General features: G+C 42.8%; 8 protein-coding genes. 4 read left to right on the top strand and 4 right to left on the bottom strand.

The window, feature by feature from the left end; translation table 11 throughout:
• From ACUVJL_RS19165 to ACUVJL_RS19155, 3 genes are all read right to left on the bottom strand, one after another.
• Nucleotides 1–1686, bottom strand: a 1686-nt coding sequence (locus ACUVJL_RS19165) for an AAA-like domain-containing protein (RefSeq protein WP_445247289.1), incomplete at its 3' end; no start/stop codon positions are given.
• A complete protein-coding gene (locus tag ACUVJL_RS19160) occupies nt 1683–2291 on the bottom strand; it encodes a Uma2 family endonuclease (RefSeq protein WP_445247288.1) in 609 nt (202 codons plus the stop codon). The genes ACUVJL_RS19160 and ACUVJL_RS19165, both read right to left, overlap by 4 nt.
• 47 nt (nt 2292–2338) lie before the next feature.
• A complete protein-coding gene (locus tag ACUVJL_RS19155; protein WP_445247287.1) occupies nt 2339–5890 on the bottom strand; it encodes an AAA-like domain-containing protein in 3552 nt (1183 codons plus the stop codon).
• A gap of 418 nt (nt 5891–6308) precedes the next feature.
• On the opposite strand from ACUVJL_RS19155, the gene ACUVJL_RS19150 reads away from it, so the two are divergent.
• Entirely contained in the window at nt 6309–6935 is a 627-nt protein-coding gene (locus ACUVJL_RS19150; RefSeq protein WP_445247286.1) for a Uma2 family endonuclease, read from the top strand.
• Here ACUVJL_RS19150 and ACUVJL_RS19145 read toward each other — a convergent pair whose 3' ends face one another.
• Complete coding sequence (locus tag ACUVJL_RS19145; protein WP_445247285.1) at nt 6936–8258, bottom strand: AAA-like domain-containing protein; 1323 nt, start codon at nt 8256–8258, stop codon at nt 6936–6938.
• A gap of 490 nt (nt 8259–8748) precedes the next feature.
• Between ACUVJL_RS19145 and ACUVJL_RS19140 the strand changes: the two genes are divergently transcribed.
• From ACUVJL_RS19140 to ACUVJL_RS19130, 3 genes are all read left to right on the top strand, one after another.
• The gene (locus ACUVJL_RS19140; protein WP_445247284.1) at nt 8749–10302 is read left to right on the top strand and encodes a sensor histidine kinase; all 1554 of its coding nucleotides are present in this window, start codon (nt 8749–8751) and stop codon (nt 10300–10302) included.
• Between the two features lie 78 nt (nt 10303–10380).
• Nucleotides 10381–13572, top strand: a complete 3192-nt coding sequence (locus ACUVJL_RS19135; protein WP_445247283.1) for a response regulator — start codon at nt 10381–10383, stop codon at nt 13570–13572.
• Nucleotides 13573–13604: 32 nt separating this feature from the next.
• Nucleotides 13605–14792, top strand: a complete 1188-nt coding sequence (locus ACUVJL_RS19130; RefSeq protein WP_445247282.1) for an adenylate/guanylate cyclase domain-containing protein — start codon at nt 13605–13607, stop codon at nt 14790–14792.
• The last annotated feature ends 201 nt before the right edge of the window (nt 14793–14993 follow it).

Genomic DNA, 14993 nt, shown 5'->3' with positions numbered 1-14993 from the left:
AGCGTCGGGACTGATTGCTAATCTATACAGTAACCCCTGATGTCCTGACAAGCGGTTGAACTCAGAAGCTCCATAAACTGCCTGCTCTAGTAATAATTGCACGCGATTTTCTAGTTCGGGATTTGCCCCACCGAGTTGTTGCAGTTTGCGCTTGGCTTTGATGGCGGCGATGAGGCTGTCTAATTTTTGCTCTAAGGTGAAGAGGGCTTCGGAGGAGGTGGCGATCGCTTCAATTGCGCTCAAGGTAGCCTGGCGATATTGCCAAAAAGCTGCTGTTCCCAGAAAGAGGGCGATCGCTAATGCTAAAGAGAGTGCAGCAATAAACCACTTTTGCCGTCTGGCATTTTTTTCGACTTCTTTTAACCTTTCTGCTTCTAAGGTTAGTTGCATTTCTTGCTTGTCGAGTTCGGCGCTAGCTGCTAAAAACTGATAGTCTAAATCGCTCAAACTTTTTCCCTGCATCCAGATTTGAGCATCTTTTAAGGCTTGTCCCCTCAAAAAGCGCGAATCATCTGTTTGTTTGGCAGCGATCCAAGCATCGAAAGATTGGGAATAAGGACGCAGTTGCCCTAATTGTTTCTCTACCCATTCGGTATTAAATACTTCTTGATAAATTCTGTTCTTTACCTGCAAACAGCCTTGCTTTTTTACCACTAAACCCGATAGCAATAGTTCGGTTTGTTCTCGGGTATCATCGGTTGGTACTTCCACACCTTGCAAGATTTGTTGGTAAATGCCTAGCAATCTTCCGGCGCGTTGTTCGTCACGGAGGAGGCGATCGCGTATCGTTTTCAGATGCTCTGGCTCGTCTTGCGATTCCCAGTTAGTGACGATGCGCGATCGCACCAAACTATCCACCCAAAATGCCTCTGTTCCCGGGGGAATATTTACTAATCCGTCCGCCGTTTCCCGGCTAGCTCTATAGGCTAAATAGCAAATTTTCTGGCTGAGGAATGGCTGTCCTGAACTCCAAGCTAATATTTGTTTGAGAACCGCATCAGGATTACTGACGACCGTCTCTAATCCTTTAACTAATAGTTGGGCTTCGGAGAGTTCAAAACCCTGCAAATCTATAGCCTGACCGATATTAAAAGGAGTTGGATTTTTGTCAGCAATTAAATCGCTCGGCGTAGCTACTCCAAAGATTGCAAAACTAATGCGGTTATACTCGGGATTAATCGCTCGCTGATTGTAGCAAAACCGAATCAGGGCAAAAAAGTCATCGACAGCGAAATCTAAACTGAGAATGCTATCGATTTCATCGATGAATATAAAGATGCGCTCTTGAGGAAACTTAACCAGTAGGATATCTTCAATAAAATGACTCAATCTTTGTAGAAACGAGACATCTTCTGAGTCGCGCCACCAGGTTTTAAAATTAACTTGTCCTAAAAGATTGAAGCCGCGCCACAGTTCCGCAATCATACCTTTATACCACTGTAAAGGAGTGATGTTTTCACTGCCGATGCGCGTCATGTCGATCGTGCTGCACAGAAATCCTTCTTGTTGCAATCGGTGCAAGGTACGAACGAGAAGGGAAGATTTGCCCATTTGTCGCGAGTTGAGGACGTAACAAAACTCGCCATTTTTTAAAGCTTCATATAGTTGGTCATCGGCTTTTCGTTTGACGTAGGTGGGTGCGTCTGTATTGAGACTACCGCCCACTTGGTATTTAACATCAATCATCGCCCAGCGGTAAAAATCTGTTTGGCAGTCAAATTTAATTCTGGAAATGTTGGGGATACGATCGAGTCATCATCTCGAAATTGATTAACTTGATATTCACCATCCACTAAATAATAGATGGAAATCGTCGGTTGTTTGGGATTGCCGATGTAGCGTCTACCACCCAAACCTAAATAGTCAACAATCCAGTATTCAGGAATACCAAAAGTTTCATAATCAACCAGTTTGTGAGCATAATCATCTTGCCAATTCGTGCTGACGACTTCAATAACGAGAGGAACGGAGGCTGCTTGAGTAACGGTTGATGACTTTTTCCATAGCGGTTCTGATGACAAATTTTCCTGATTTATAACTAGCACGTCAGGGCAATAAGCAGATTCGCGATCGGGAACTTTAATTAAGGCTTGCTTGGGGATGATGTAAGGTAGTTTTAATCGTTTGAATTCTACAGTTATTTCACCACATAAAAAACCATTAATTTCTTCATGCTCTCCAATTCGCTGCATTTCAACAATTACTTTATCGTGTAATTCATAGATTCTGCCGTCTGGTTTCCATTCCAGAAACTCTTCAAAAGTTGTTGTTTTTGATAAGGTTTCTAGCATAGGTAGTGGTCTGCTCACGTTGGCGATACATATTTACATTATATAATTTACTGAATTCCATCGCACAGATGTTTGTCCTCTTCCTTGACTTCGGCATTTGTTCGCAAATAATCTCGCAGCCAATTGCAACCAAAAGCCAACGGGTCTGTATTGAGAATTTCCTGCACGTTCCACAAAATTGGTGTTTGGTCAAAGCTGGCGGAGGCAACTTGAGTGCCGTCAGGACTAAAATAAACTTTCCTAACCAGACCTGTATGCCCTCGAAGTGTCTTCAGCAAGATGCCTTCAGAATTCCAAAGTTTTATCGTGTTATCTAATTCTGATGTGGCAATGATTTTACCATCTGGGCTAAAGCTAACTCCTTCCATTCCCACTTTGTTACCTTTGAGAATTCGTAGGGGCAATGGATGGGTGCTATCCCCCACTTTTGTGCCATCAAATTTCCAGAATTTGACTGTACCATCGACACCAGTTGAGGCAATAACCTTACCATCTGGACTGAAAGCAACCCCCAGAGACATAGCCTGATGAGCATTTATTGTCTGCAACAAAGTGCCATCGCGCTTCCAAATAGCTAGGGTGCCGCTACCAGTGACGGCGGCTAGAGTTTTCCCATCAGGGCTAAAGGCGACATTCCAGACAACGCTGTTATCTTTCAATTTCAGGATTTGTAGGGGGGCGGCTTCCTTTTCTACCTTGTTTGACTGCCAGAGTTTAACTGTACCGTTTTTTCCAGGGGTGGCAATTATTTTACCGTCAGGACTCCAAGTAACAGCATAAGCCGACCAGTTGTGTGTGTTAAAAATTCCCACGAGTTTGCCATTGCGTTGCCAGAGTTTAATTGCTGTGTCCCCAGACGTTGCGATCGTATTACTATCTGGACTGATACTTATATTCCAAAGAATTTCGCTGCCCGTGTCAAAAGTCTTCAGCAAAGTGCCGTCTCGTTGCCAAATTTTCATGGTACGCTCATTGCTAATAGTGGCAACAGTTTTACCGTCTGGACTGAAAGCAAGATTGTAAACAGGAGCGCTGTGACCGTATAAGTAGGTGAGAAATATATTTTTACTTCGCCACAGTTTGACCGCATTTCCCAAACCTAGAGAAGCAATGAAACTCCCATCAAGGCTGAATTTGGCATCCCGCACTCCCTCGCGATGTCCTGCAAAAGTTCGCACGGGCAGTGCCGATTTGCCGTCGCTACTCCAAAATTTAATAGTGCGATCGTCGCTGGTTGTAGCGATAAGCTGACCGTCGGGACTGAAATTTACGGTATAAATTCCAGATGTGTGACCTTGAAAAGTTTGTATGGGCTTCGGATTTTGTGGCTTGCCAAGGTCGTCCGATCGCCAAATTTTAACAGTATTGTCTAAACTCGCGGAAGCCAATATTTTACCATTGGGGCTGAAATTGATGTCCCAAATGTTGTTTTTGTGGCCTTGAAATGTCGCCACTAAACGGACTTTATCCCAGTTTTTGCCGTCTTTTTTCCACGCTCGGATCGGCCCTTTCGCACTCCCTGTCACCAGCATTTTACCATCCGGGCTGAAGGCAATACCCTCAACTAGAAAGTCATGATTGAGAGTGGCGAGTAAAGTACCGTTTTTATTGGTGAGTTTTAGGGTGTTATTCGCACCAGATGCGGCTAAAATTTCGCCATCTGGACTGAAGGCTAAAGCCGGATAAAGACTACTGTATCCTGCAAGAGTGTGTAGGAGTTTGGGATTGCGCCAATCTTTCCCTTCTCGCTGCCAAAGTTTAACTATTCCGGCTTCACTGATGCTGGCAAGGATTTTGCTGTCGGGGCTAAATGCCATTTTCCAAACAATACCTTTGTGGGGAAGTGTCGCCAAAATCGTGCCGTCTGGCTGCCAAAGTTTCACTGTGTTATCTGTACTTCCTGAAGCAATGGTTTTAGAGTCTGGGCTAACTGCTAATCCCATGATGGTTGCTTGATGTCCTGATAAATTATTAAATTCGTCGGCTTCATAAACTGCCTGTTCTAGTAATCTTTGTACTCGATTTTCTAGTTCTAGATTGCCTCGACCCAGTTGTTGCAGTTTGCGTTTAGCTTTGATGGTGGCGATGAGGCTGTCTAGTTTTCGTTCTAAGGTAAAAAGGAGTTCTGATGAGGTGGCGATCGCTTCTATTTCACTGATGGTAGCTCGGCGATATTGCCAGTAAGCTGTCGAGCCAAATAAGAGCGCGATCGCTAATGCCAAAGAAAGTGCTGCAATAAACTCTTTTTGGCGTTTGGCATTTTTTTCGACTTCTTTTAATCTTTCTGCTTCTAAGGTCAGTCGTATTTCTTGCTTGTCGATTTCGCCACTAGCAGCTAAAAACTGATAGTCTAAATCGCTCAAGCTTTTGCCCTGCGCCCAAGAGGAAGCGTCTTTCAAAGCTTGTCCTCTCAAAAGCCGCGATTCGTCTTGTTGTTTAGAGGCAATCCAAGCATCGAAGGCTTGAGAATAAGGGCGAAGTTGCCTTAATTGTTTTTCTGCCCATGCGAGATTGAATACTTCTCGATAAATTGGGTTTTTTACCTGCAAATAACTTTGCTGTTTGACGACTAAACCGGATAGCAATAATTCGATTTGTTCGCGGCTGTCATCAGTTGGTACTCCCACACCTTGTAATATTTGCTGGGAAATTCCGAGCAATCTGCCTGCGCGTTGTTCGTTACGGAGAATGCGATCGCGTATTGTCCTGAGATGCTCTGGTTCGTCTTGGGATTCCCATTTTTCGATGATGTGCGACTTTACCACCGATTCTACAAAAATTCCCTCTGTTCCCGGTGGAATTTTTAACTCGCCGCTGGGAGATTCTCCAGCCATTCTGACTACCAAATCGCAGATTTTTTGAGTTAAAAATGGTTGCCCTTCTGTCCAATTTAAGATTTGTTTGATAATTGCTTGTGCATTAGTTACTACATTTTCTAATCCTTTGGCTAAAGGGTTTGCTTCCGAGAAAGTAAATCCTGCTAAGTCGATCGCTCTTCCGATATTAAAAGGACTTCTGGTTTTATCAGCAATCAAATCGCTGGGTGTAGCTACTCCAAAAATCGCGAAAGTAATTCGTTTATATTCGGGGTTGATGGCTCTTTGGTTGTAACAATACCTAATTAAAGCAAAAAAGTCATCTACTGAAAAATCTAAACTGAGAATGCTATCAATTTCATCGACAAATATACAAATTTTCTGTTCTGGAAATTTGGCTAGCAAGATATCTTCAATGAAATAGCTCAATCTTTGCAGAAAGGATACTTCTTCTGCTTGCCACCATGTTTTTAAGTTAACTTGTCCTAACAGATGGAAGCCTCGCCACAAATCCCCCACGATTCCTTTGTACCACTGTAAAGGAGTGATATTTTCGCTGCCGATGCGCGTCATGTCGATCGTACTGCATTGAAATCCTTCAGCTTGCAATCGGTGCAGGGTGCGGACTAATAGGGAAGATTTGCCCATTTGCCGCGAGTTAAAAATGTAACAAAATTCGCCAGCTTTTAAACCTTCATAAAGTTCGGAATCTGCTTGCCGGACTACGTATGTAGGCGCATCACTGGCGAGACTGCCACCAATTTGATATGTAACCTTGGTCATGCCGTTTATGGGTTGATTTAAACTTGAAACTTGAGTATAAAAAGAGGCAGTCTGAGCGTTATTTTTGTCACCATCTCTACTGAATTATAATCCCTCGGTAAAATTTAGGTTTCCCAAGTAATTGTTTTTATAATAAAATTGACAAAGTAACAACTACAAGTTATTATATAGCAATCCTAAATCATTTGTGAATTTCTTACTCCCTCGCCGCGGGTTCGGAGAGGGTTGGGGTGGGGTAAAAAATTTACGACTCCTGCAAGAATTGCTATAGCAATCCTAAATCATTTGTAAATTTCTTACTCCCTCCCCTTAGTAAGGGGAGGGTTGGGGTGGGGTAAAAAATTTACGAATCCTTTAGAATTGCGATGTTGTTAATTTAGATTAACATTAAAATTAATAGCAAACAAGGAGAATCTATATGCTCATTCAAGAACAACCGGCGCAGTCTAAACAAATGACCCTAGACGAGTTTCTGGACTGGTATCCAGAGGGTCAAGGTCGCTTTGAACTACATGATGGAGCCGTTATCGAAATGCAAGCAACTGGAACACACGAACAGGTGGGGGGCTTCCTCGCCCTTGAAGTGGGAGTAGAAATTAAACGTTTGGCTTTGCCCTATTTCATTCCCCGCCAAGGAATTATTAAGGCGATTGATTCTGATAAGTCTGGCTACAGCCCCGATGTGATGGTATTAGATTGGCAACAAATAGAAACAGAACCGATGTGGAAAAAGCGATCGACTATTACCAGAGGTGAAACTATCCGTTTAGTCATCGAAATTGTGAGTACGAATTGGCAAGATGACTACTTGATAAAGTTAGCCGAATATGAAAAATTGGCAATTCCTGAATACTGGATAGTCGATTATTTAGGGTTAGGGGGCAGAAGATATATTGGCAACCCCAAGCAACCAACTATTTCCGTCAACCAATTGGTTGACGGTGAGTATGCAGTTAATCAGTTTAGAGGTGATGATGTGGTGCGATCGCTTGCCTTCCCCGATTTAAACTTAACGGCAGAACAGATTTTCCAAGTGGGGCAATAACTAAATAAAGTTGTGCGAACCAAAATACAGGCGGTACAACTCGCAGCTTAGCGTACAGCGGTTGTTATCAATATGAATCAGCCCCATACTAAGTAATTTACAAGCTACTACCGGATCTAATTCCACGCCTTGCTCAGATTTTACCACTTGTTTAAGTGCAACCCCAAGTTCGGGATACTCTTGCAATGTCACCCAAAAACCCCGCAAGTAATCTTTATAAATTCCTGCTATTGTGGGAGCTTCTTGTAGTAGCCGATCTAGGGTGAGAGCGTTTTGACAGAGGTGGTAAAAAGCGAGCCGCACCAGATAAGGATGTCCCCCCACCATTGCCATCAGTCGCTCGGCATCGGGGCTATCTGTCCAATCCAGTCCGTGACGCTGGGCTAAAGCAAGTATCTGCTCTTCTGTAAAATAGGGCAATTGCAGCGGCAAACCGACATTAAAAGGCGATTCAGTGAGCTTTAAAGGAATATAAATTTCTGTGGAGTGAAGAACAACTAACCGCAGTTTTGCCAAAGTTTTAATCCGCTTTGCTTCTTCATGCCAGCTTCGCAGCAGCGGCAAAAATTCTCGGGCAATTTTTGGATACTCGAAAATTCTATTTACTTCGTTTAAAGCTAAGACTAGAGGTCGATTTATTTCGGCTAATACATATTGTTGCAAATAGATAGTACAGCTTACTTTGCTACCCATATCTTCATCCCAATAATCATCTAATAGAGGTGGCAATTGTAGGTAGCGGCTGATGTTGGCACAAAACCAGCGCAAGAATTTATCTAGGTTGTCTACAACAGATTCCTCGGCTTGCTGAAAATCCAAACTTACAGTTCGGCAGCCAAGAGAATTGGCGCGATCTAAAATCCGTAGCAGGAGGGAACTTTTACCCATCTTCCTGGGAGCTTTAATCCGCAGAACACTTCCAGGTTTGCCAATCTCTTGATACGCGAGTTCTTCAATTAGCGGGTGATGGATATAAAATGGCGAACCGAGGGGTACGGGAGAGCCGGGATATTCTAAAACTGTTGCTAGGCATTGACTGCGGTTGAATTCTTCAATTAATTCTCCTTCCTCTGCTGTTAGGGAACGCGATTCTAGAGTGGAACGAAAATTTGATTTGCTAATAGGTTTCTGCATGATTCCAGAGAGAGATTGCCACAAGCCAGAGGCGATGTTTCTGAGATAATGCTCTCCGTAATTAGAGGTATATGCGATGCTTGTATAAGTCTTTCCTTCCCAAACTTGGCGGAGGATGATTTCTTGTACTGGATGTAAATCTTTTTGCAATCGGGCACGAGTTAGCTGTAGTACCTCATCTATCGTCATAAGTTGCAATTATCCAGTAAGTGTATCCTTAATATTATCACTTATGATTGACTCTAAAGCCGATCGCCTATTTGATTGCGACGCCAGCCTATAGCGATATTTCTCAGGGGATAACAGGTCAAATCCGTTCAATCTCACCGAAGCGCACCAATATCAATCAAGGATTCAGCGGTAACTGAGCGCCCTAACCCAATTTCAAGAGGTGCTGGCGGGGTTCCTTAGGTAGCAGCGATCGCTTTTTCTCGATCGTTAACAAAAATGTCATGCAGGTGTCACAGGTGGTCGTGAACCCACAATTAAATAAGTGACAATTGACGTTGCTAAAGCTGAGTAGATTGATGTTAATTTAATTAAAGGTAGTTTAATATGTCTGCATCTACTCCTCACAAGTGTTAAGTTTAAAATCCTAATTCTTCTTTTTGTGCCAGCAGGTTTTTAAATTTTCCTGTAAGCCATCTTAAAAAGATTAGCAAGTAATCGAGTTGATGTGATGCAAATGGTACATAAAATCTTTGCTAATTATTTTATTCCTCACGGTCATTGCTATTTGTGGAAGCCTGGGTTAGTGGGGCTGCACATTTTGTCCGATGGTTTGATTGCCGTGGCTTATTTTTTGATACCGCTCACGCTGATTTATATTGTCAATAAGCGGAAAGACGTGCCTTTTGACTGGGTTTTCATGCTGTTTGGCTCTTTTATTATCTGCTGCGGCATTACCCACCTTATGGAAATATGGACGCTGTGGCATCCTAATTATTGGTTCTCTGGCTTTCTCAAAGGAATGACGGCGCTGATTTCGCTATGTACAGCAGCAGTGCTGGTGGAACTAATCCCCAAAATCTTGGCTATCCCCAGTCCCGATCAATTGGCGGCGGCAAATTTGGCTTTACAAAATGAGATTGGCGATCGCAAGCAAGCTCAGGAAGCACTCTCCCAATTAATGCTGGATTTGGAAAAACGGGTTATGGAGAGGACGCTTGCTTTAAAAATTGCTAATGAACTTTTGCAACAGGAAAATGGCGATCGATCCTTGGCTGAAAATTCATTACGGCGATCGGAAGCTAAACTGCTAGAACAAACACAGCAGCTAGAGAACACTCTGCAACAACTTAAAGGCACGCAAGCTCAACTCGTACAAAATGAAAAAATGTCCTCTTTGGGGCAAATGGTAGCTGGCGTTGCTCACGAAATCAATAACCCTGTTAACTTCATTTATGGCAATCTGATTCCGGCTGAGGAATACATTAAAGACCTTTTGGAATTGATTAAGGTTTATCAAATTTATTACCCCACTCCGGCGCCGGAAATTGCAGACAAGATTCGCAGCATCGATCTCGGTTTTATTTTAGAAGACCTGCAAAAACTTTTTGGTTCGATCAAGATTGGAGCAGAGCGGATTAGCGATATTGTTAAATCTTTACGCACCTTCTCTCGCTTAGACGAAGCCGAGATGAAAAAGGTAAATATCCATGAAGGTATCGACAGCACTTTAATGATTTTGCACCACCGCTTGAAAGAACAATCACAACGTCCGCCTATCCAAGTTATTAAAGAGTATGGAGATTTGCCAGAGTTGGAATGCTACGCTGGACAGCTTAACCAAGTATTTATGAATATTTTTTCTAATGCTATTGATGCTTTAGAACTGATGGCACAGCAGGCAGATGCGACCAAAGGCTATTGGCAAAAAAAATTCCCTGACCACTTACTATATACCCAGTGCCAACTGCTAACAATTCGCATCAGCACGCTTTTAGTTGATGGCAAGTGGGTGGAGATTCGCATTGCTGATAATGGCAATGGCATAGATTCTGACGCACTCGCTAAAATTTACGATCCCTTTTATACGACCAAACCTATCGGTTATGGTACGGGTCTGGGGTTGGCGATTTCTTATCAAATTATTCAAACCCATGAAGGTTATTTGCAGTGCACTTCAGAGCTGGGGAGAGGAACTGAGTTTATCATTAAAATTCCTTGGCTAGCGCCCCGGTGCAATCGCAATTTTGCCCCTAAGCAAGCTGTTATGAGCAATTTTTGTTGAGGCGGTAATAACTCATTCCGAATTAGGCGGTAATTTTCGTTTTTTTTCCTAACTTAGGCATCATCAAATCTATCTTATATGCCAAGAGCAAACATTATGTGGGAATTAGTCAAAAATATCTTTTCTCCAACTCAGTATATGCCGCACGGTCACTGCTATCTGTGGCAAACGCCTTTGGTGTGGCTGCACGTCACCGGCGACTTTTTAATCGCGATCGCCTACTTTTCAATTCCGGCGATGCTGATTTATTTTGTTTTTAAGCGGCGCGATGTTCCTTTCTTAGGAATATTTGCTTTATTTGGTGCATTTATTATTCTTTGCGGCACGGGTCACTTGTTAGAAATTTGGACGCTGTGGCATTCCGCTTATTGGCTGTCGGGGATTGAAAAAGCAATTACTGCACTGGTTTCCTGTTACACTGCGGGATCGATGGTAACGCTATTACCCCAGTTTTTATCATTAAAAACTCCCCAACAATTAGAAGAAATTAATATTAAGTTGCAGCGGGAAATCGCCGTGCGTGAAGATGCAGAATTAGCTTTACGCTGTGCTTATGAAGATTTAGAAATTAAAGTGCAAGAGCGCAATGCACAGTTGATAAAAACCAACACTTGCTTAGAAATGGAAGCTCGCGAGCGCCAGCAAGCCGAGTTAAAATTGCTAGCTGTCACCGAACGCTTCCAATATTTACTGGCGACCACTCCAGCCGTAATTTATAGCTGCAAGTTAGGCGGAAACCATGAGGTAACTTTTGTCAGCGAAAACATTGTTTCAATGATTGGTTACGAAGCACAAGAATTTATTAAAGGTTCCCTTGATTGGCATAGCCTCATTCACCCCAAAGAGCGAGAAATTGTAGATACTGCATTCGCTCAGATATTGGAAAAAGAATCGATTTCCTACGAATACCGTGCACTGCACAAAGACGGTAGTTATCGCTGGATATACGATGAGGTTAAGTTGGTCAAAGATGCTGCTGGCATACCTGTAGAGTGCGTTGGTTATGGAGTAGATATTACTGCTCGCAAACACGCGGAACTAGCCTTGCAGCAACAACTAAAAAGGGAGCGACTTGTGAATTCCATTCAAGAGCGGATTCGTTCCTCTCTTAACCTAGAAGAAGTGATGACAATGGCTGTGGAAGAAGTGCGGCATTTTTTGTCAACAGACAGGACTGTTATTTACCGCTTTAACCCAGATTGGAGCGGATTTATCGCCGTTGAGTCGGTAGCAGCCGATACGATGTCGATTTTGGGAATTGACATTAATGATTCTTGCTTTCGAGAAGGCTACATTTCTTTTTACCAGCAGGGACATCTTCGCGCGATCGACAATATTTATACGGCAGGTATTTCAGAGTGCCACATTAATTTACTGAGGCAGTTTGAAATTAAAGCTAACCTCGTGGTTCCCCTTTTGCAAGGTGAAAATTTGTGGGGGCTACTCATTGCTCATCACTGCCGCAGTCACAGGCATTGGGACTCTTCTGAGATAGAATCTCTCAAGCAAATTTCTGTGCAGCTAACAATTGCCATCCAGCAATCCACTCTTTTTGAACAAGCCAAAACAGAAATTATCGAACGCAAATTGGCAGAAAAAGCATTACAAAAAGCTGTTGTATCTGCTGATAAAGCTAACCGCGCCAAGAGCGAATTCCTTTCTTCTATGAGCCACGAATTGCGTACTCCCCTGAATGCCATTCTGGGATTTAGTCAGGTGATGGTGCGCGATTCATCTATAAACAATCAACACCGGCAGCACCTAGAAATTATTAATCGCGCCAGCGAACACTTGCTTTCTCTAATTAATGACATTTTGGAAATGTCCAAAATTGAATCCGGCAGAACTCAGCTTAATGAAAGCAGTTTTAATTTAATCAAATTGCTAGAAACTTTAGAAGAGATGTTTCGATTGAAAGCTGTATCTAAGAAATTGCAGCTAAATTTTGAAGTTGCTGATGGCGTACCGCACTTTGTTAATGGAGATGAATGTAAATTGCGCCAAATTTTGATTAATCTCTTAGGAAATGCTATCAAATTTACAGAGACGGGTAGCGTTACCTTGCAAGTGAAAATGAAGGTAGAAGAAAGCTGGGCGGTTGAAACCGCAGAGTTTACGGACATACAAACAAAACGCGCCGACGCGGGTTCTAATCATTCCGAAAACTTGGCGGTGGAAACCGCAGAGTTTACGGGCCTACAAACAAAACGCGCCGACGCGGGTTCTCAACAGTGCGCGCATGGGGACTTTTATTGGGTAGATGCGAATTCTATTCGCCCGGTATTTTTACAAAAGTCGGAATTTTTACGCCTTCAGTTTGAAATTGAAGATACTGGCCCTGGCATTGCCGCAGAAGAAATGAATAAGTTATTTGAACCATTCGAGCAAACAAAAACAGGTCATAAATCTCAACAGGGGACTGGATTAGGTTTACCAATTAGCCGCAAATTTGTACAAATGATGGGAGGAGATATTACTGTCAGCAGTACGCCTGATTTGGGAAGTAAGTTTGCATTTGATATTCAAATCAGGTTGGTCGATCCTACCGATGTTAAAATGCTTAAACCGCAGAAAAAAGTAATTGTTTTAGCACCAAATCAACCAGAATACCGGATTTTGGTGGTTGACGATCGCGAAGATAACCGCCTAGTCTTAGTAAGATTATTGTCGTCCATAGGCTTACTTGTCCGAGAAGCTGAAAATGGTCAAGAAGCTGTTGCTGTATGGGAGGATTGGCAGCCGCAACTGATCTGGATGGATATGCGGATGCCGGTGATGGATGGCTACGAAGCCACAAAACAAATTAAAGCTCATCCTCTAGGGAAAACAACCGTGATTATTGCTCTGACTGCTAGCGCTTTTGAAAATGAACGAAAAAGTATTTTAGCAGCAGGCTGTGATGATTTTCTGCCTAAACCCTTCGACGCAAATATATTATTTGCTAAAATGGAAGACTTTTTAGGAATCCGCTACGTTTACGAGGAACCAGTTGATACAAATGATACAAAACTAGAAAAGGAAAGCGAAATTAGGGGAGTTCCCAGCAATCAATGTGTAGCAGCACAACTCGGTCAAATGCCTCTGGAGTGGGTGGAGAAGATATATAATGCTGCTCAGGAATGTTGCGACGATAAAATTATTCAGTTGATTGAGGAAATACCGAGAGAATTGGCTCCTGCTTCACAAAATTTAACTACTTTAGCGCAGAATTTCCTCTTTGACGATATTATAGAGCTAGCTAAATCGGCAGTTACGGCACGTCACTGTTAAGATATTCTATCTACTAAAAATACCGTGCTCACATGAACAGCAATCAATCTCCTACAATTCCCGCCAGCATTCTAATAGTTGATGATACCCCAGATAACGTGCGACTTTTATCTACAATTTTGACCGCACAAGGGTATCAGGTTCGTAAAGCGCTGAATGGGCAAAGGGCGATCGCTACAGCGCAGGAGTTTCCGCCGAATCTAATTCTGCTGGATGTGATGATGCCTGAGATGAATGGATATGAGGTGTGTGCACAGTTGAAAGCTTCACCACAAACCTGTTCTATTCCCGTCATTTTTTTAAGCGCCTTAGATGACGTTTTAGATAAGGTGAAAGCCTTTGATGTGGGAGCAGTTGATTATATTACGAAACCTTTTCAAAATAAAGAAGTATTGGCACGAGTGGCAAATCAGTTAACAATTCAAAGTCAGCAAAAGCTACTTCAAGAGCAAACGCATCAATTAGAAGAACTTGTCGAACGTTTGCAAAACGAAATTAAAGAGCGGGAGGGGGTGGAGCTAGCTTTACGGCTTGCTCAACAAGAATCCGATCGTTTATTGCTAAATATTTTACCATCCGCGATTGTTGAAAATTTGAAAAAAGGCGACGGTGCTGCTGCAGAGAGATTTGAGTCAGCCACAGTCCTATTTGCCGATATTGTTGGTTTTACGTCTCTTGCTGCCAGAATTTCAGCTCTCGAATTGGTAAATTTCCTCAACCAGATTTTTTCAAAGTTTGACGAACTAACTGAAAAACACGATTTGGAAAAAATTAAAACGAGTGGGGATGCTTATATCGTAGCAGGGGGGGTGCCGGTGCCGAGGGCAGATCATGCAGAAGCGATCGCAAATATGGCCTTGGATATGCAGGAAGTAATCGCTGATTTTAAAACTGACACAGGCGAATCTTTTCAAATGCGGATTGGCATTAATACAGGCCCAGTAGTTGCTGGCGTCATTGGCACTAAAAAATTTATCTATGACTTGTGGGGAGATACTGTTAATGTTGCTTCTCGGATGGAATCTCAAGGATTACCGGGGTATATTCAAGTTACTACTGCTATTTACGAGCTGTTAAAAGATCGGTATGTATTTGAGGAGAGAGGCGCGATCGGGGTTAAAGGTAAAGGAGAGATGATCGCCTATTGGCTAAAGGCTAAAAAAGAGGATTCGGCAGTTGCAACCTGTTCTTATCACAGGAAGTCCACCCTAGCGAACTAAGGAATGAGAATTAAATAACCTGCAATTTTGATTGTTTTTGTGGGATGGGCGTCTCGCCCGTCTATAAGCGACGGGCGAGACGCCCATCCCACAAAAACAATCAAAATTGCAGGTTATTTAATTCTCATTCCTTAGTTCGCTAGGGTGGACTTCCTGTGATAAGAACAGGTTGCAACTGCCGAATCCTCTTTTTTAGCCTTT

This window comes from Microcoleus sp. OTE_8_concoct_300 (assembly GCF_031383065.1).
Classification (GTDB): domain Bacteria; phylum Cyanobacteriota; class Cyanobacteriia; order Cyanobacteriales; family Microcoleaceae; genus Microcoleus.
This window is presented reverse-complemented; position numbering and strand designations above follow the sequence as displayed.